Genomic DNA, 17,559 nt, shown 5'->3' with positions numbered 1-17,559 from the left:
AGTGCCCCAGGGCCACAAGGTTATGGCACCGACGCTTTTTCCATCTGTACGGCGGAAGCCACCGAGGCGCCCGCCCGCCCGCGGGGCTTGAGTATGCGCTGGATGGGACGTTCGGCAAAGACGTACACCAGATAGGACAGGAGCACGGCTATCAGCGTGGCGCAACAGGCGACGAGCCACGGCGGCAGATCGCCGCTGAGCACGGGGATGACGGCGACGGCCACGACGCTGTGGAACAGGTAGAGCGGGTAGGTGATGCCGCCGAGCGCGGTCAGCGTCCGCGACGGCTTGAGCCGCAGGACCCGGGTGGCGGCCAGCGCCATGAGGGCGAAGACGATCGTGATCGCGATGATCACGCTGGTGTCGGTGACCGGCATGTTCTTGAACCCGGCGGCGTCGATGCGGCGGTGCACGCGGGCCAGGGCGCTGTCGAGCGACAGGGCGTAGCCGGCGGCCACGTAGATCCACGGCAGCCAGGCGTGGCCGTGCTTGTGGACGAGGTAGAGGCCCATGCCGGCGACGAAGTAGGGGGCGTAGTCGGGCATGACGGTCTCGGTGATCACCGGGTGGACGGCGACGTCGCCGTGCTGGAGCACCTTGAGCGCGAGCGCGGCGGCCAGCCAGATCCCGCAGAAGGCGAGGACGCGCCCGTAGGTGACGCCGACGATCACGAGGATGGCCATGAGGAGGTAGAAGCGCAGCTCCGCCCAGAGCGACCAGTAGACGCCGCTGGCGTCGGTGACCTTGAACAGCCGCTGGAACATGGTCGCGTTCAGCAGGTATTCGCCGGTGGACAGCTTGGGGTCCAGGGCCTTGGCGCCGGTGAGGCCGTAGAGGGCGGCGACGGCCGCGAGGCTCAGCCAGTACGCCGGGTACAGCCGCACCAGACGGGAACGGGCGAACGCGCCGAGCCCCTTCCCCCACACCGTCATGAGGATGACGAACCCGCTGATGATGAAGAACAGCTCGACGCCCAGGATGCCGAGCCCGGCCACGGGGGCCACGGCCGGGAACAGCTCGGCGGGCCGGTCGCCCCACACGCTGGCGTACGCCACGAGGTAGTGGAAGGCGACGACCGCGAGGGCGGCGAGGAACCGGAGGAGGTCGAGCTCGGCCAACCGGCCGTGCTCCCGGGCATGCTTCGGCCGGTTGGGGGTGCGCACGCCCCTTTTGACGCCACAGCGATCACTTTGGTTCCCCTGGTCCCGCTGTTCACTTCCGTCACGGAGCGTCAGCGTGATAGGCGGGCCCGATCGCGGGCCGCGGCGACGACGGCCTGGCCCAGGCTGAGCCCGCCGTCGCCGGGCGGCACCCGCCGGTGGGTGAGGACGCGGAAGCCGGCCGCGCGCAGCCGCCGCACGGTGCGCTCGGTGAGGAGCACGTTCTGGAAGACGCCGCCGGACAGGGCGACCGCCGTGAGGCCGGTGGCGTCCCTGAGCGCGGCGCAGGCGCGCGCCACGGCGTCGGCCACGCCGTTGTGGAAACGGCCGGCGATGACCGGGGTGGGCCGCCCGGACTCCAGGTCGCGGGCGGCGGCCCGGACGAGGTCGGCGCCGTGCACGGTGAGCGGCTCCCCCGGCGTGAGACGGGCGCGGTAGCAGCCGGTCTCCGCGGGGTCGGCGTGCTGTTCCAGCTCGTACGCGGCCTGACCGGCATAGGTGATCCGGTCCCGGACCCCGAGGAGCGCGGCGACGGCGTCGAGGAGCCGGGCGGCGCTGGAGGTGAGCGGGGAGCCGGCGGCGAGGGCGAGCGCCGCGGCCCAGCGTTCGGCGTTGCGGCGTACGACGTCCAGCTTGGGCGGGCCGTCGCCGGGGCCGAGGTAGGCGGCGGCCATGAGCCAGGGCTCGCGGACCGCGGCGTCGCCGCCCGGCATGGGGACGGGCTCCAGGCGGCCGAGCCGTTCGAAGCCGGCCAGGTCGGCGCGCAGGAACTCGCCGCCCCAGACGGTGCCGTCGGTGCCGTGGCCGGAGCCGTCGAAGGCGACGCCGATCACGGGGCCCCGCTCGCCGTTGTCGGCCAGGCAGGAGGCGATGTGGGCGTGGTGGTGCTGGACGGCGACATGCTCGACGCCGGGGATCGCGAGGGCGTGCCGGGTGGAGCGGTGCCCGGGGTGCAGGTCGTGGGCGACGATCTCGGGGCACAGGTCGAACAGGGCGAGGAAGTGCTCGATGCCGGCCGCGTACGAGCGCCGGGCCTCGTCGTTGTCCAGGTCGCCGAAGGGCGGCGAGACGAACGCGCGCCGGTCGCGGGCCAGGCAGAAGGTGCTCTCCCGGTCGGCGCCGCAGGCCAGCACGGTACGGGGCACGAAATGGCGCAGCGGCAACGGCTCGGGCGCGTAACCGCGCGCCCGCCGCAGCACGACGACCCCGCCGGCGACCCCGCCGGCCGTGGGCCGGACCACGCTGTCGTCGGCGCGGACGTGGATGGGCCGGTCGTGGGTGAGGAAGGCGTCGGCGACCGCGCTGAGCCGGGCCAGGGCGTCGGCGTCGTCGTACGCGATGGGCTCGTCACCGGTGCCCCCGGTGAGTACGAGGGGCTCGGCGACCTCGGCCAGCAGCAGGTGGTGCAGCGGCGTACCGGGCAGCATGACGCCGAGCCTCCGGCTCCCGTGCGCGACGGAGGGCGCGATACGCGGGGCGTGGGGGGCGTCGTGGCGGGGCAGGAGCACGATCGGGCGGGCCCGGCTGGTGAGGAGCCTGGCGGCGTCCCCGTCGATCGCGCAGAGCAGGCCGGCCTGCGCGAGGTCGGCGGCCAGGACGGCGTACGGCTCGTCCGCGCGCTGCTCGCGCAGGCGCAGGGTGGCGACGGCCGGCTCGCTGGAGGCGGCGACGACGAGCTGGTGGCCGCCGAGGCCCTTGACCGCCACGATCCGGCCCGCCCGCAGGAGGGCGGCGGCGGTGGCGACGGGATCGCCCGGCAGTTCGCCGCCGCCCGGGTCGAGCAGCCGCAGCCGGGGCCCGCAGCCGGGGCAGCAGATCGGCGGGGCGTGGAAGCGGCGGTCGCCGGGGTCGTGGTACTCGGACGCGCAGTCCGGGCACATCGCGAAGCCCGCCATGGTGGTCAACGGCCGGTCGTACGGGAGGGCGCGGACGACGGTGAAGCGCGGCCCGCAGCCGGCGCAGGAGACGAACGGGTGCCGGTGGCGGCGATCGGCGGGGTCGGCGAGCTCGCGCAGGCAGTCGTCGCAGGTGGCGAGGTCAGCGGGGACCGCGGCGCGGCGCGGGCCCGCGGGGTCGGCGGCCTCGATGGCGAACCCGCGACGGCCGGTGGGCTCGGCGCCGACGACGGTGACCCGTTCGATCTCCGACAGGGCGGGGGCGTCGCGTTCGAGCGCGGTGAGGAACTCCGCGACGCGGGGGCGGGCGCCCTCGATCTCGATGTGCACGCCGTCGACGTCGTCGCGCACCTGGCCGGCCAGGCCGAGCCGCCGGGCGAGCGCGTGCACGAAGGGCCGGAAGCCGACGCCCCGCAGGACGCCCTCGACGTGCACCTCGACGCGCTTGAGCCCCACCTGATCGGAAGTGGTCACATCGCCAAGTGTGCGCCCCGGAGGCGGGCCGGCGCATGCCTATCGCGTCGTGTCGCGCCCGGCGTCGGGCGGAGGGCGTCGGGCACCGAGCGGCGGGCGGCGGGCACCGGGAAAACGAAGCGGGAGGGCCCGGAGGCCCTCCCGCTTGTCGTCGTGCCGGCGTCAGGCGCCGTGGCCCTCTCGGGAAGGGGTCACAGGTACTGGCCGGTGTTGGCGACGGTGTCGATCGAGCGGCCGGCCTCGCTGCCCTGCTTGCCGGAGACCAGCGTGCGGATGTAGACGATCCGCTCGCCCTTCTTGCCGGAGATGCGAGCCCAGTCGTCGGGGTTGGTGGTGTTGGGCAGGTCCTCGTTCTCGGAGAACTCGTCCACGCAGGCCGTGAGCAGGTGCTGCACCCGCAGGCCCTTCTGGCCGGTCTCGAGGAACTGCTTGATGGCCATCTTCTTGCCCCGGTCGACGATGTTCTGGATCATCGCGCCGGAGTTGAAGTCCTTGAAGTAGAGGACTTCCTTGTCGCCGTTGGCGTAGGTCACCTCGAGGAAGCGGTTTTCCTCGCTCTCGGTGTACATGCGCTCGACGACGCTCTGGATCATGCCCTGGATGGTGCCCTGCCGCGAGTCGCCGTGCTCGGCCAGGTCGTCCGGGTGCAGAGGGAGGTCGGGACGCAGGTACTTCGAGAAGATGTCCTTCGCCGCCTCGGCGTCCGGCCGCTCGATCTTGATCTTCACGTCCAGGCGGCCGGGCCGCAGGATCGCGGGGTCGATCATGTCCTCGCGGTTGGAGGCGCCGATGACGATGACGTTCTCCAGGCCCTCGACGCCGTCGATCTCCGACAGCAGCTGAGGGACGATGGTGTTCTCGACGTCGGACGAGACGCCGGAGCCGCGGGTGCGGAAGATCGAGTCCATCTCGTCGAAGAACACGATCACCGGCGTGCCCTCGGAGGCCTTCTCACGAGCCCGCTGGAAGACCAGGCGGATGTGCCGCTCGGTCTCGCCGACGTACTTGTTGAGCAGCTCCGGGCCCTTGATGTTGAGGAAGAAGCTCTTGCCGGACTGGCCGGTCTTCTCCGCGACCTGCTTGGCCAGGGAGTTGGCGACGGCCTTGGCGATGAGCGTCTTGCCGCAGCCGGGCGGGCCGTACAGCAGCACGCCCTTCGGCGGCCGCAGCATGTGCTCGCGGAACAGGTCGGCGTGCAGGTAGGGCAGCTCGATGGCGTCCCTGATCTGCTCGATCTGCCGTCCGAGGCCGCCGATCTCCTCGTAGGAGATGTCGGGGACCTCTTCGAGCACGAGCTCTTCGACTTCGGACTTGGGTATGCGCTCGTAGACGTAGCCCGAGCGGGGCTCCAGCAGGAGCGAGTCGCCGGCCCTGATGGGCTGGCCCTGCAGCGAGTCGGCCAGCCGCACGACGCGCTCTTCGTCGGCGTGCGAGATGACCAGGGCCCGCTTGCCCTCGTCGAGCAGTTCTTTGAGCATCACGATCTCGCCGACCTCTTCGTAGCCGAGCGCCTCGACCACGTTGAGCGCTTCGTTGAGCATGACCTCCTGGCCACGCCGCAGCGAATCGACGTCGACGGCGGGGCTGACGTTCACCCGCAGCTTGCGGCCGCCGGTGAACACCTCGATCGTGCCGTCTTCTCTGGCCTCCAGGAAGGTGCCGAAGCCGGACGGCGGCTGCGCCAGCCGGTCGACCTCCTCCTTGAGAGCGACGATCTGGTCCCTGGCCTCCTTGAGTGTGGCCACAAGGCGTTCGTTCTGGCCGGTCACGGCCGCGAGGTTCGCCTGTGCCTCATGGAGACGCTCTTCGAGGACTCTGGCCTGACGGGGTGACTCGGCCAGCTTCCGCCTCAGCGCGGTGATCTCCTCCTGCAGGAAGGAGACCTGTGTTGAAAGATCAGCGACCTCCCGTTCGCGCTGCGCGGCTCGAGCCTCAGCATCATCGCGAGCTGCCACGCCCCGTCACCTCCTTCCCAGTCGAGGGCGACTACTAAGGACCTTACCTATCTCGGGCCCCTCCGTAACCTGGCCGGGCAGTGTTCGTAGAGTGACATTCAGTGTTCGGCGATTAATCCTCAATAGTGCGTTTAATACTCCCAGCACAGGAACACGACGATCTGTTCCCGTGTCACTCACCAACGCACCCTCGTGGCCAAATTGTCATAGTTCTTCGGTCGTCCCCTTCGGTCGGCGGCGTCTCGGCGGGGGTGTCACTCCGTCCGCCATGCGGCGGGCGGAGACGAGGAACCCCGTGTGGCCGATCATCCGATGATCCGGTCTCACCGCGAGTCCTTCGACATGCCAGTCGCGAACCAGGGTCTCCCACGCATGCGGCTCGGTGAAACACCCGTGATCGCGAATGACCTCGACGGTCTTCGACAGCTGGGTGGTCGTGGCCACGTAACAGCAGATCACGCCGCCGGGCGTGAGGGCCTTGGCGGCGGCGTCGACGCACTCCCACGGCGCGAGCATGTCGAGGATCACCCGGTCGACGTCGGCCTCGTCGATGGAGTCGTTGAGGTCGCCGACCACCAGCCGCCAGGTCTCGTCCATGGGGCCGCCGTAGAAGTTCTCGACGTTCTTGCGCGCCACGTCGGCGAAGTCCTGGCGGCGCTCGTAGCTCGTCACGTGGCCCTCGGGACCGACGGCGCGCAGCAGGAAGCAGGTGAGCGCGCCGGAGCCGACCCCCGCCTCGATCACGCGGGCGCCGGGGAAGACGTCGGCCATGCCGACGATCATCGAGGCGTCCTTGGGGTAGATGACGGCCGCGCCGCGCGGCATGGCGAGCGTGTAGTCCTGGAGGAGGTGGCGGAAGGCGAGGTATTGGGTGCCGCCGGACGAGCGCACCACGGAGCCCTCGGGCTGCCCGATCAGGTCGCTGTGCGGGATGGCGCCCTTGTGGGTGTGGAAGACGCCGTCCTCTTTGAGCGTGATCGTGTGGCGCTTGTTCTTGGGGTCGGTGAGCTGCACCTGATCCCCCGGGCGGAACGGCCCATGCCTGCGGAAACCCATGGCGGCAAGGTTATAGGGCTTTCGGGCGGCTCCGGACGCACGATAAGTATGGGGGATGCTCGCGCGCCACGTGATCTCCGCCGGTCCCCTCGTCCTGCGGGCCCCCTCCGACTCCGACGCCGAGGCGATCATGCGGGCGTGCGACGACCCGGTGACGGCCCGCTTCCTGCCGCTGCTGCCCTCCCCCTACCGGCTGTCGGACGCGCGCGCGTACGTCGAGCAGGCCCGCGCCAAGTGGGAGGCCGGCGGCGCCGAGTTCGCCATCACCCAGGACGGCCGCTACGCCGGCTCGATCGGCGTCCGGCCGCCCGACCGCTGGCGGGTCGCCGAGCTCGGCTACCTGGTCGCGCCGTGGGCCCGCGGCAAGGGCGTGGCCTCGACGGCCGCGCGGGCGGTCGCCGACTGGCTGTTCGACCAGGGCGTACGCCGGGTCGAGCTGGAGGCCGAGGTGGAGAACGTGGCCAGCCTGCGGGTGGCGTACAAGGCGGGCTTCCGCGAGGAGGGGCACCGGCGCGAGGCCAAGCTGCTGCGCGACGGCCGCCCCGCCGACCTGATCACCTTCGGGCGGCTGCCGGGCGAGGCGGCGCCGCCGGTGGAGCCGTACCTGCCGTTCTTCGACGGCGGAGAGCTGTCCGACGGCGTGGTACGGCTGACGCCGATGACCCCGGCGGACGCGGCCGACTTCCACCGGATGCTGGCCGATCCGGTCGTGGCCGCGTACAAGGTGGGGCCGCCCAGCACCCTCCAGGACGACGAGCGGCGCTGCCGCTACACCGGCTACTGGTGGGTGTCGGGGCAGCGGATCGAGCTGGCCGTGCGCGACGCCGGGTCCGGGGCGTTCGCTGGGCACGTGCAGCTCACCCAGGTGACGCCGGCGCTCGGGCAGGCGATGGTCGGCTACTCGCTGATGCCGGGCTTCCGCGGCAAGGGGTTCATGACGCGGGCGGTGCGGCTGCTGGTGGACTGGGCGTTCGCCCGTACGGCGCTGCACCGGGTCGTGGCCGGCACCGAGGCGGGCAACGTCGCCTCGCACCGGGTGCTGGAGCGGGCCGGGTTCAGCCGGGAGGGCGTGCACAGGGAGATGTTCCCGAAGGGCGGCGGGCGGCGCGTGGACGACGTCGCCTGGGCCCGCGTCCGCTCCTCCTGACGGCTGACGGCCCCGGACGGGGAGAAATCCCGATTTCCTGTTGAGGGCTAGTCAAGGGCCACGTCGGGGGCGATAGTCGGGGCAGCCGCTTTCGAGGGTCGCGTGGTCGGCCCGCGCGATCTCGCCTCCGACCGGCCGAGGGACCGCCGCGATGCCATACAACCGTGTCGACGTCTCCATGCGCGAGCTCATCTCCGCCTGTTCAGGACTGGAGGCCGCGGACCTGGTGGACCGGCTGGCGCGGGCCGCCGCCGCGGTCGCGAACACCTCGTACGCGGGTTTCGTCCGCGCGGACCCGCTGCGCGAGGAGGCCCGGTCGATGTACGCGCACACCCCGCCCGGCGACCCGCTGCGGGTGCGCGGCTGGCTCGCGGAGTCGGGGGTGCTGAAGGAGCTGGCGTCGGCCGTGGAGCCGGTACGGCTGGCGTGCGACCCCAGCGTGGGCGAGCCTGGCTTCCTCGCGACGCCGGTGCCCGCGGTGTCGTGCGACCACCTGTTCGTGTGGGTCGCGGGGCGGGCCTTCTGCGACGCCGACGAGCACCTGCTGAGCAGGTACGCGATCGCGGCCGGGCGGGCGCTGGAGGCGGCCAGCGGCCTGGAGGCGGCGGTGCGGCTGCTGCGGGGCGTACGGGCGTTCCGCCCGGTCTGACGGGCCACGGAGAACGCCGGACGGCAGGTCTGGACGACGCCCGATGGCAAGCCTTGGACGACGCCGTACGGCAGGCCCTGGAGGACGCCGGACGGCAGGCTTTGGACGACGCCGGACGGCGGCCGCGCCCGCTCGGTGAGGGGGCGCGGCCGGCGGGCCGCTCAGCCGCGGTGCGCCTCGTAGCGCAGGGTGCGGGAGACGCCCACGCGCACGGTGGTGCCGGGCGCGATGGTGACGGGCTCGTTGGGCGGGATGTCGTAGAAGTTGGGGTCGCCGGGCGGCTGGATCTGGGTGCCGTTGACCGAGCCGAGGTCGACCAGGTTGACGTCCCAGCCGTCGAGCGCCACCCGCAGGTGGCGGCGCGAGACCGAGCCGTCGGGGCTGGTCACCTTGGCCGGGCGGGCCGTGCCGCCGGCCACCTCGGGGGCCCGCTCGGGGTCGCGGCCGAGCAGGTAGTCGCTCTCCAGCGGCAGCGCCATGCCGTCGTCGAGGATGAGCACGCCGAGCGAAGGGCGCGGGCCCTTGTAGGGGACGAGGGTGCGCTGGACCAGGGCGATGCCGCAGACGGCGCAGTAGGGGACGCGGGGGTCGTTGAAGTGGTCGTTCTTGCAGTCGACCCCGTAGACCAGCGGCCGGTCGCCGTGCTCGGGCTGCTGCTGCTCCTGCTGCGGCTGCGGCGGGCCCGGGTGGTCGAAGTGGTCGGGCTGGCCGAGCGGCGGGGGCGGCGCGGGCTGGTCGCCGAAGTGGTCGGGCCCGCCGAAGGGCTGCTGCCCCTGCTGGTCGGGCAGGCCGTTGCCGGAGGGCGGCTGCTCGTCGTAGGTCGGGTAGTGGCCCGGCTCGGGCAGGGACGGCGACGACTCGCGCGAGGGGTAGGCCGGCGGCTGGTCGTGCGGCGGCCCGTACGGGGAGTGCTGCTCCTGCGACGGGTAAGGCTGGTCCTGCGAGGGGTACGGTTGATCCTGAGGCGTGTGGTAGGGCCCCTGCTCCATGGACGCCGGGACGGGCTGCGGGCCCGAGGGCGGGCTCGGCGCGACCGGCGGCTGGTCGGCCAGCGGATAGGGCGGCCGCTCCACCGGCTGAGACTGCGGCTGCGGCTGCGGCTGCGGCTGCGGCTGGGCGGGCGGCTGGATGAGGTCGGCCTCGATGTGGAAGGCCGTGGCCGGCATCTCGCTGGTCAGCGGCCGGGACTGCGCGGGCATGTCGGACGACCGCCCGATGGGACGGTCGGCAGGACGGTCGGCGAGGTCGCTGACCAGGCCGCCGCCGTGGACCACGCCGCCGTCGAGGCGTACGGCGGGATGCGGGGAGCCGGCGCCGGGCAGGCTCAGCTCGACCCGCTCGACGGTGCCGGTGACGAGCCGGTCGGCCCAGGTCAGGGAGTCGCTGCCGGACAGCCGCGTCTCGCCGGCGGAGGTGACGACGCTCGCCGAGGCCGAGCCGCTGACCAGGACGGCGACGCCGCCGGTCACCGGGCCGGCGACCGCGCACGCGGCCGGGTCGCCCGCCATGTTGGCCGCCAGCACCTGCGCCGCGCGGCGCGCCAGTGCCCGGCCGTCGCCGCCGGAGGCCGCGGTCTCGCGCAGCGCGTCGAGCAGGCCGTCGGCGGTGGCCTCGCCCGGATCGCACACCAGCAGCAGCCCGCCCAGGTAGGCGACGAGACCGTCACCAGGAAGCGGACGCACCACTCCGAAGCCTTGGTCGGTCATGCGTCCTCCCTCATGACGACCGTGCCGCGCTCATCGGTGCCCTCGCTGCGCTCGGTCACTCAACTCTCCTCCCCGGAAGCCGGCGTTGTCACGGCGCCCGCACTGCGGTGCCGGCCACCAGCCATACGCATACCCAGACGACGGAGCCGCGCCGCGCCCCCGTCGTCTCGATTCGATGAACCGGTGGACCGCAACTAACCCCTTAACTGTGCAAGTTTGGCCAAACAGCACACTAGCGGCCAGTCATCGCATCGCAGAAATCGCCCGGGTCCGCTCGCGAACCCGGAAACCGCTGGACACGACCCTATCCGGGGGCCGCGGCTTAAACGAGTGGGACAAATCAGACGCCGGTGAACACCCGGTTCACATCGGCGGTGGACAGCACGCCGTAGACCTCACCGCCCGGCTCCACGAGGAGATATTCGCTGCCCGGCGCCTCGCGCATGGCGTCGATGAGCGGCTCGCCCGCGAGGTCGGCGGCCAGCACCATGGCCGGGTCGAGCGACTTGGCCAGGGAGGCGGAGCTCACCCATGGGCGGCGGTGCTCGGGGGTGGCCTGCACGGCGGCCTCGCTGACGATCGCCAGCGGCCGGCCGTCGTGGTCGACCACGACGATGGCGCCCGCGTGCCGCTCGCCCGCCTGCCGCAACGCCTCCGACAGCGGCGTGTCGCCGCTCACCGGCACCGCCCTGCGGGCCAGGGCCCGCGCGTTGACCCGCGGGATGCGGGCGCGGATCTTGGCCACGCGCAGCGACTGCGAGGCGCCCATCCAGATGAAGGAGGCCAGCACCAGCGGCCAGATCACGTCGGTGATGTCGGCATCGCCGCCGCCGACGACCACCGACCCGAGGGGCACGGCGACGAGCAGCACGGCCAGCACCCGGCCGCCCCAGGCGGCCACGATCGTGCCGGTGCCGGGGCTGCCGGCGATCTTCCACACGCCGGCCCGCAGCATCCGGCCGCCGTCGAGCGGCAGTCCCGGCAGCAGGTTGAAGACGCCGACGATGAGGTTGGCGAACCAGAGCTGCAGCACCAGCACCTCGAGGATGCCGCCGTCGTTGATGAAGTAGACGTCGGCCAGCCAGCCGAGCCCGGCCAGCCCGAGCGACAGCCCCGGCCCCGCCGCGGCCACCAGGAACTCCTTGCCCGGCGTGGGCGGCTCCTTCTCGATCTCCGAGACGCCACCGAGGAGGTAGAGGGTGATGCGGCGCACCGGCAGCCCGTAGGCCTTGGCGAGGACGCTGTGCGCCAGCTCGTGCAGCAGCACCGAGACGTAGAGCAGCACCGCGAAGACGAACGCCACGCCGTAGGCGGCGCCCTCGCCGATGCCGGGCAGCATCCGCCCGAAGTAGGGGCCGAACATCACGGTGATGAAGCCGGCCACGAGGAACCAGGTCCAGGACACGTAGACGGGGATGCCGAACAGCCTCCCCATCGGGACGCCGGAGAACTCCTGCCGGGGGCTCTGCTCGCTCACCGCTCTCCTCGTACGTCTTCCCGGCGGGTCCGCGTGCGGTCGGGCCCCGGCGGTGTGGTGGTCTCGCTGCCTTGATGCTACGCGCCGCGGCAGGCGCTCATCGTCGCGCCGGGGGTCAATCTGTCGGGGCCGTGACCTAGAGTGCGTGCATGACGCTGACCGAGCCGGTGATCATCGGTGCGCTGTCCCCCTCCCGCGCGGGCGATTTCATGACCTGCCCGCTGCTCTACCGCTTCCGGGTGATCGACCAGCTCCCCGAGCGGCCCTCCCCGGCGGCGGTGCGCGGCACGGTGGTCCACGCGGTCCTGGAGCGGCTCTACGACCTGCCGGCCCCGCGCCGGTCGGTGGCGGCGGCGCTGGAGCTGCTGGAGCCGCAGTGGCGCCGGCTGCTCGACGACGACCCCCAATACGCCGAGATGTTCTCCGGCGAGGAGGAGCAGGCCGAGTGGCTGGCGCAGGCCCGCGGCATGCTGGAGCGCTACTTCACGCTGGAGGACCCGACCCGGCTGGAGCCGGCCGAGCGTGAGCTCTACGTCGAGGCGGTGCTCGACGGCGGGCTGATGCTGCGCGGCTACGTCGACCGGCTCGACGTGGCGCCGACCGGCGAGGTCCGGGTGGTCGACTACAAGACCGGCAGCGCGCCGGGGCCCGACTTCGAGGCCAAGGCGCTGTTCCAGATGAAGTTCTACGCGCTGGTGCTGTGGCGGCTGCGCGGCCGGGTGCCGCGGCTGCTGCAGCTCGTCTACCTCGGCGGCCAGGGCGAGGTGCTGCGCTACGCCCCCGACGAGGCCGACCTGCAGGCCACCGAGCGCAAGGTGATGGCCCTGTGGACGGCGATCGAGCGCGCGATGCAGAGCGGCGAGTGGCGGGCGCGGCGCAGCCGGCTGTGCGACTGGTGCGACCATCAGGCGCTGTGCCCCGAGTTCGGCGGCACCCCTCCCCCGGTGCCCGACCGGCAGCCCGGCGACACCGTCCGCAGGAACCGCCGGGCCGCGACCGACGAGCTTTAGCAGGACTAATCCTCCCCGGGGAGGAGGAATCGGACTCGCGGGCGGTCCTACAGTGAAGCCGTGCGCATCGACCGAACCCGCCTCCACGACCCGGTTCTCGCCGCCGTGGTGGCGATCCTCTCGGTGGTGCTCCACACGCTCGACGAGCCGCTGATCCCGGCGTCCGCGGGGCCGCGGCCGCCCGACGGATTCGGCGTCGCGCTGGTGGCCGTGGCGGGCGTGCCCGTGGCCTTCCGCCGGCGCTGGCCGCTGGCCGCGCTGTGCGCGGCCCTGGTGCCCGGCCTGCTGCTGACGGCGACCGGCTACGGCGCGGGCGTGCCGGGCCTGGCCGGGCTGGTGCTGCTCTACTCGGTGGCCTCCCACCGGGGGCTGGCGATGGCGCTGGGCGGGCTGCTGGTGTCGCTGTCGGCGTACGCGCTGGGGGCGCTGGCCGGCCCCGTGCGGGCGGCGGCCTGGACCGACCACGTGGTGGTCGTCATCCTGGTGACGGCCGTGTGGGGCGCGGGGCGCAGCCTGCGGCTGCGGCGGGCCTACCTGGAGGAGCTGAAGGACCGGGCGGCGCGGCTGGAGCGGGCGCACGCGGCCGACACCCGGGCGGCGCGGGCCGAGGAGCGCTCGCGGATCGCGCGGGAGCTGCACGACGTGGTGGCCCACCACGTCAGCGTCATGGTGGTGCAGGCCGCGGCGGCGCGGCGGGTGCTCGCCGCCGATCCCGCGCTGGCGGGCGAGGCGCTGTCGGCCATCGAGCACACCGGGCGCAGCGCGATGGCGGAGATGCGCACGATCGTGGGGGTGCTGCGCGCCGACGCGCGGGCCGAGCTGGGGCCGCAGCCGGGCGTACGCGACCTGCCGGCGCTCGTGGAGCAGATGCGGGAGGCGGGGCTGCCGGTCCGGCTGCTGGTGGAGGGCGAGCCGCGGGAGCTGCCTGCCGGGGTGGACCTGGCGGCGTACCGGCTGGTGCAGGAGGGGCTGACCAACAGCCTGCGGCACGCGGGGGCCGGGGCCGGCGCGGTGGTCACCGTCCGGCACAAGCCGCGCGAGCTGGACGTACGGGTCGAGGACGACGGGACGGGCGGCGCGGCGGATGGTCTGACCTCGGGGCAAGGGCATGGTTTGGTGGGCATTCGCGAAAGAGTGGCACTCTATGGTGGAATCCTGAGCATCGGTCCGCTACCGGGGGGCGGTTTCGAGGTGCGGGCGAGGTTCCCGCTGAAGGACGGACAATGACGATCAGAGTGCTGCTGGTGGACGACCAGCCGCTGCTGCGCACCGGTTTCCGCCTGATCCTCGAGGCCGAGCCCGACATCACGGTGGTGGGGCAGGCCGGCGACGGCAAGGCCGCGATGGAGCAGACCCGGGCCTTGCTGCCCGACGTGGTGCTCATGGACATCAGGATGCCCGGGGTGGACGGCATCGAGGCGACCCGCCGGATCGTACGGGAGGCGGCGCCGTCGGCGCACGTGCCGAAGGTGCTGGTGCTGACCACGTTCGACCTCGACGAGTACATCGTGGAGGCGCTGCGCGCGGGCGCGTCGGGGTTCCTGCTGAAGGACGTGCCGCCGGACGAGCTGGTGCAGGCGATCCGGGTGGTGGCGGCGGGTGAGGCGATCGTCGCGCCGAGCGTGACCCGGCGGCTGCTCGACCGGTTCGCCGCGCGGCTGCCGTCGGCGTACGAGCAGGCGGCCCCCGCCCGGCTCGACCGGCTGACCGAGCGCGAGCTGGAGGTGCTGCGCCTGATCGCCAAGGGCATGTCCAACGCCGAGATCGCCGCCAAGCTGGTGGTGAGCGAGACGACGGTCAAGACGCACGTCGGCAACGTGCTGACCAAGCTGGGGCTGCGCGACCGCGTGCAGGCGGTGGTGCTGGCCTACGAGACAGGCCTCATCACGCCGGGCGCCCTGTCCTGACCTGGCCGGGCGCCCCGTCGTCGGGGACGCCCGGCGCGTGTCAGCTCTGCTCGGCGGCCGCGGCCGCCGGGGTCTCCACGGCGTTCTCCGGGAAGTGGCAGGCGACGCGGTGCCCGCTCGCCACCTCGCCCAGCGGCGGCTCGACCGTCTTGCAGATCTCCTGCGCCTTCCAGCAGCGGGTGTGGAAGCGGCAGGCGGGCGGCGGGTTGAGCGGGCTCGGCACGTCGCCGACCAGCCGGATGCGCTCGCGGCCCTTGCGCGCCTTGGGGTCGGGCACGGGCACGGCCGACAGCAGGGCGTTGGTGTAGGGGTGCATGGGCGAGCTGTAGAGCCGCTTGCGGTCGGCGATCTCGACGATCTTGCCGAGGTACATCACGGCGACCCGGTCGCTGATGTGGCGCACCACCGACAGGTCGTGGGCGATCACGACGTAGGTGAGGTCCAGCTCGTTCTGCAGGTCCTCCAGCAGGTTGACGACCTGGGCCTGGATGGACACGTCGAGCGCGGAGACCGGCTCGTCGGCGATGATGAGCTTGGGCTTGAGCGCGAGCGTGCGGGCGATGCCGATGCGCTGGCGCTGGCCGCCGGAGAACTCGTGCGGGTAGCGGTTGTAGTGCTCGGGGTTGAGCCCGACCAGCGACAGGATGTCCTGGACGGCCTTCTTGACGCCGTTCTCGGTCTGCACGCCCTGGATGCGGAACGGCGCGCCGACGATGGCGCCGACCGTGTGCCGGGGGTTCAGCGACGAGTAGGGGTCCTGGAAGATCATCTGCATGTCGCGCCGGAGCGGCCGCAGCCGCCCCTGGCTCATGTGCGTGATGTCCTGGCCCTCGAAGACGACCTTGCCCGCGGTGGGCTCCAGCAGCCGGGTGACCAGGCGGCCGGTCGTGGACTTGCCGCAGCCCGACTCGCCCACCAGGCCGAGGGTCTCGCCCTTGAAGACGTCGAAGCTGATGCCGTCGACCGCCTTGACCGCGCCGACCTGTCTCTTCAGCAGGCCCTTGGTCACGGGGAAGTGCTTCTCCATGTCCTGCACGGAAAGAAGCGGCTCACTGGCGTAGTTCGGCTCGCTCACTGGGTCTCCAGCACTGGCTTGATCTCGTTCTCCCACAGGCCGCGCCGCTCGTCGCGGCTCATGTGGCAGCGCACCAGGTGGCCGCCCTCGGTCTCGGCCAGCGCGGGCACCTCGGTGTCGGCCTTGCCCTGCGTGCGCTCGGCGTACGGGCAGCGCGGATGGAAGGCGCAGCCGGGGGGCACGTTGATGAGCGAGGGCGGCGAGCCCTTGATCGGCAGCAGCCGCTCGGTGGGCTCCCGGTCCAGGCGGGGCATGGAGCCGAGCAGGCCCCAGGTGTAGGGGTGCTCGGGGCGGTAGAAGATGCTGTCGGCCGGGCCGTACTCGATGCACTTGCCGGCGTACATGACGAGGATGTCGTCGGACAGCTCGGCCACCACGCCCAGGTCGTGGGTGATGATGATGAGCGCGGAGTTGAACTCGCGCTGCAGGTCGACCATGAGGTCGAGGATCTGGGCCTGGACGGTCACGTCGAGCGCCGTGGTCGGCTCGTCGGCGATGAGCAGCTCGGGGTCGCACGACAGCGCCATGGCGATCATCGCGCGCTGGCGCATGCCGCCGGAGAACTCGTGCGGGTAGCTGTCCACGCGCCTGGCCGGCTCGGGGATGCCGACGCGGCCCAGCATGTCGATCGCGTGCTTGCGGGCGACCTGCTTGCTGACGTCGTTGTGGATGCGGTAGGCCTCGATGATCTGCTGGCCGACCGTGTAGTAGGGGTGCATCGACGACAGCGGATCCTGGAAGATCATCGCCATCTTCTTGCCGCGCAGGCCGCGTACGTGCTCGGCGGAGGCGCCGATCAGCTCCTCGCCGTCCAGCCAGATCTCGCCGGACAGGTGGGCGCGGCCGCCCTTGTGCAGCCCCAGGATGCCGAGGCTGGTGACGCTCTTGCCGGAGCCGGACTCGCCGACGATGCCGAGCGTCTTGCCGCGTTCGAGGTCGAACGTCAGCCCGTCGACGGACTTGACCAGACCGTCGTCGGTCGGAAAGTGGATCTTCAGGTCCTTGACCTCAAGGAAGCTCACGACAACCTCACCCTCGGGTCGACCACGGCGTAGAGCAGGTCGACGACCAGGCTCGCGACCACCACGAACAGCGCGGCGACCAGCACGACCCCCATGACCTGCGGCAGGTCCTGGTTCCTGATCGCCAGAATGGCGTACTGGCCGAGCCCGGGCAGAGTATAGGTGGTCTCGGTGAGGACGGCGCCGCCGATCAGCAGCCCGAAGTCGATGCCGAAGAGCGTGAGGATCGGCGTCAGCGCGGCGCGCAGGCCGTGCTTGACGATCACCTCCCGCTCTCTCAGCCCCTTGGCGCGGGCGGTGCGGATGTAGTCCTCCCCCATGGTCTCCAGCATGCCCGCCCGGGTGAGCCGGGCGTAGGTGGCGGCGAACAGGAAGGCCAGCGTGATCCACGGCAGCAGCAGGTCGTAGGCCCACAGCGCCGGGTTCTCCGCCAGCGGTGTGTACGCACCGCCCGGCGGGGTCCAGCCGAGGCCGTAGCTGAAGATGACCAGGGAGACCATGCCGGTGAAGAAGATGGGCAGCGACACGCCGGCGAGGGCGGTGCCCATGGACAGCCGGTCGAAGAAGCTGCCGCGGCGCAGCGCCGACAGCACGCCGATGGCGACGCCGCCCAGCACCCACAGGACGGCCGCGCCGATGGCGAGGGAGAAGGTGACCGGCATGCGGTCGACCAGGTCCGGCCAGACGGGCTGTCCGCTGATGAAGGAGTAGCCGAAGCAGGGAGCGGGGCACTGCTCGACGCCGGCGCCGTAGTCGTAGGTGGCGCCGGTGAAGATGCCCTTGACGAACCTGCCGTACTGCACGACCACCGGGTCGTAGAAGCCGAGCCGCTCGGCGACCAGGTGAACGGTCTCCGGGGTCGCCGCGCGCCCGACGTAGCGCGAGGCGAGGGCCTCGGGAGTCGCCCCGGCCCACTGCGGCACGACGAAGAAGATGCCGAAGGTGACCATGCTGACCACCATGAGCATCGCGAGCGCGCCGATCAGACGCCTGATGATGTATGTGAGCACCGCTGCCGGCCGAGTG

General features: G+C 72.2%; 14 protein-coding genes. 5 read left to right on the top strand and 9 right to left on the bottom strand.

The features are described from left to right. Positions 1 to 20: 20 nt before the first annotated feature. From AC27IY_RS13750 to AC27IY_RS13735, 4 genes are all read right to left on the bottom strand, one after another. The gene (locus AC27IY_RS13750) at positions 21 to 1,163 is read right to left on the bottom strand and encodes an acyltransferase family protein (protein ID WP_487178170.1); all 1,143 of its coding nucleotides are present in this window, start codon (positions 1,161 to 1,163) and stop codon (positions 21 to 23) included. A gap of 68 nt (positions 1,164 to 1,231) precedes the next feature. Continuing rightward, the gene (gene hypF / locus AC27IY_RS13745) at positions 1,232 to 3,529 is read right to left on the bottom strand and encodes a carbamoyltransferase HypF (RefSeq protein ID WP_487178169.1); all 2,298 of its coding nucleotides are present in this window, start codon (positions 3,527 to 3,529) and stop codon (positions 1,232 to 1,234) included. Between the two features lie 191 nt (positions 3,530 to 3,720). Further along, the gene (gene arc, locus AC27IY_RS13740) at positions 3,721 to 5,484 is read right to left on the bottom strand and encodes a proteasome ATPase (protein WP_423448776.1); all 1,764 of its coding nucleotides are present in this window, start codon (positions 5,482 to 5,484) and stop codon (positions 3,721 to 3,723) included. 204 nt (positions 5,485 to 5,688) lie between these two features. Continuing rightward, complete coding sequence (locus tag AC27IY_RS13735; protein WP_487178168.1) at positions 5,689 to 6,540, bottom strand: tRNA (adenine-N1)-methyltransferase; 852 nt, start codon at positions 6,538 to 6,540, stop codon at positions 5,689 to 5,691. 55 nt (positions 6,541 to 6,595) lie between these two features. Here AC27IY_RS13735 and AC27IY_RS13730 point away from each other — a divergent pair, with 55 nt between their 5' ends. Together AC27IY_RS13730 and AC27IY_RS13725 are read left to right on the top strand one after the other, a co-directional pair. Continuing rightward, positions 6,596 to 7,687 carry a GNAT family N-acetyltransferase gene (locus tag AC27IY_RS13730; RefSeq protein ID WP_423470488.1) on the top strand — a complete coding sequence of 364 codons (1,092 nt, stop codon included), beginning with the start codon at positions 6,596 to 6,598 and terminating at the stop codon, positions 7,685 to 7,687. A gap of 151 nt (positions 7,688 to 7,838) precedes the next feature. Continuing rightward, positions 7,839 to 8,336 carry a hypothetical protein gene (locus AC27IY_RS13725; protein ID WP_423448778.1) on the top strand — a complete coding sequence of 166 codons (498 nt, stop codon included), beginning with the start codon at positions 7,839 to 7,841 and terminating at the stop codon, positions 8,334 to 8,336. 161 nt (positions 8,337 to 8,497) lie between these two features. Here AC27IY_RS13725 and AC27IY_RS13720 read toward each other — a convergent pair whose 3' ends face one another. Beyond that, positions 8,498 to 10,042: an FHA domain-containing protein gene (locus AC27IY_RS13720; RefSeq protein ID WP_487178167.1), complete on the bottom strand. Its 1,545-nt coding sequence runs from the start codon at positions 10,040 to 10,042 to the stop codon at positions 8,498 to 8,500. A 340-nt stretch (positions 10,043 to 10,382) separates the two neighbouring features. Further along, positions 10,383 to 11,519 (bottom strand): site-2 protease family protein, encoded by a 1,137-nt coding sequence (locus tag AC27IY_RS13715; RefSeq protein WP_423448782.1) that lies wholly within the window; start codon positions 11,517 to 11,519, stop codon positions 10,383 to 10,385. Positions 11,520 to 11,668: 149 nt separating this feature from the next. Here AC27IY_RS13715 and AC27IY_RS13710 point away from each other — a divergent pair, with 149 nt between their 5' ends. Genes AC27IY_RS13710 through AC27IY_RS13700 form a run of 3 tightly spaced genes read left to right on the top strand, consistent with a single transcriptional unit; the run spans position 11,669 to position 14,436 of the window. Further along, positions 11,669 to 12,529 carry a RecB family exonuclease gene (locus AC27IY_RS13710; RefSeq protein WP_344215512.1) on the top strand — a complete coding sequence of 287 codons (861 nt, stop codon included), beginning with the start codon at positions 11,669 to 11,671 and terminating at the stop codon, positions 12,527 to 12,529. A gap of 60 nt (positions 12,530 to 12,589) precedes the next feature. After that, the gene (locus AC27IY_RS13705) at positions 12,590 to 13,756 is read left to right on the top strand and encodes a sensor histidine kinase (protein WP_487178166.1); all 1,167 of its coding nucleotides are present in this window, start codon (positions 12,590 to 12,592) and stop codon (positions 13,754 to 13,756) included. Next, entirely contained in the window at positions 13,753 to 14,436 is a 684-nt protein-coding gene (locus tag AC27IY_RS13700; RefSeq protein ID WP_091087580.1) for a response regulator, read from the top strand. The genes AC27IY_RS13705 and AC27IY_RS13700 overlap by 4 nt, the downstream gene beginning before the upstream one ends. 40 nt (positions 14,437 to 14,476) lie before the next feature. Here AC27IY_RS13700 and AC27IY_RS13695 read toward each other — a convergent pair whose 3' ends face one another. From AC27IY_RS13695 to AC27IY_RS13685, 3 genes are read right to left on the bottom strand one after another with little or no spacing between them, the layout of a single operon-like run. Continuing rightward, a complete protein-coding gene (locus tag AC27IY_RS13695; protein ID WP_423449023.1) occupies positions 14,477 to 15,463 on the bottom strand; it encodes an ABC transporter ATP-binding protein in 987 nt (328 codons plus the stop codon). A 44-nt stretch (positions 15,464 to 15,507) separates the two neighbouring features. Then, positions 15,508 to 16,533: an ABC transporter ATP-binding protein gene (locus tag AC27IY_RS13690; protein ID WP_423448785.1), complete on the bottom strand. Its 1,026-nt coding sequence runs from the start codon at positions 16,531 to 16,533 to the stop codon at positions 15,508 to 15,510. Beyond that, positions 16,530 to 17,543 (bottom strand): ABC transporter permease, encoded by a 1,014-nt coding sequence (locus AC27IY_RS13685; protein ID WP_423448787.1) that lies wholly within the window; start codon positions 17,541 to 17,543, stop codon positions 16,530 to 16,532. The genes AC27IY_RS13690 and AC27IY_RS13685 overlap by 4 nt, the downstream gene beginning before the upstream one ends. Positions 17,544 to 17,559 lie beyond the last annotated feature (16 nt).

This window comes from Nonomuraea sp. B208 (genome assembly GCF_057536035.1).
Note: the sequence above shows the minus strand (reverse complement) of the source record. Positions and strands in the feature narration are given on the sequence as shown.

Coding starts and splice junctions, on each gene's coding strand:
- AC27IY_RS13735 (WP_487178168.1), bottom strand. CDS start 6,540: ATGGGTTTCCGCAGGCATGGGCCGTTCCGCCCGGGGGATCAGGTGCAG.
- AC27IY_RS13730 (WP_423470488.1), top strand. CDS start 6,596: ATGCTCGCGCGCCACGTGATCTCCGCCGGTCCCCTCGTCCTGCGGGCC.
- AC27IY_RS13725 (WP_423448778.1), top strand. CDS start 7,839: ATGCCATACAACCGTGTCGACGTCTCCATGCGCGAGCTCATCTCCGCC.
- AC27IY_RS13720 (WP_487178167.1), bottom strand. CDS start 10,042: ATGACCGACCAAGGCTTCGGAGTGGTGCGTCCGCTTCCTGGTGACGGT.
- AC27IY_RS13710 (WP_344215512.1), top strand. CDS start 11,669: ATGACGCTGACCGAGCCGGTGATCATCGGTGCGCTGTCCCCCTCCCGC.
- AC27IY_RS13700 (WP_091087580.1), top strand. CDS start 13,753: ATGACGATCAGAGTGCTGCTGGTGGACGACCAGCCGCTGCTGCGCACC.
- AC27IY_RS13695 (WP_423449023.1), bottom strand. CDS start 15,463: ATGGAGAAGCACTTCCCCGTGACCAAGGGCCTGCTGAAGAGACAGGTC.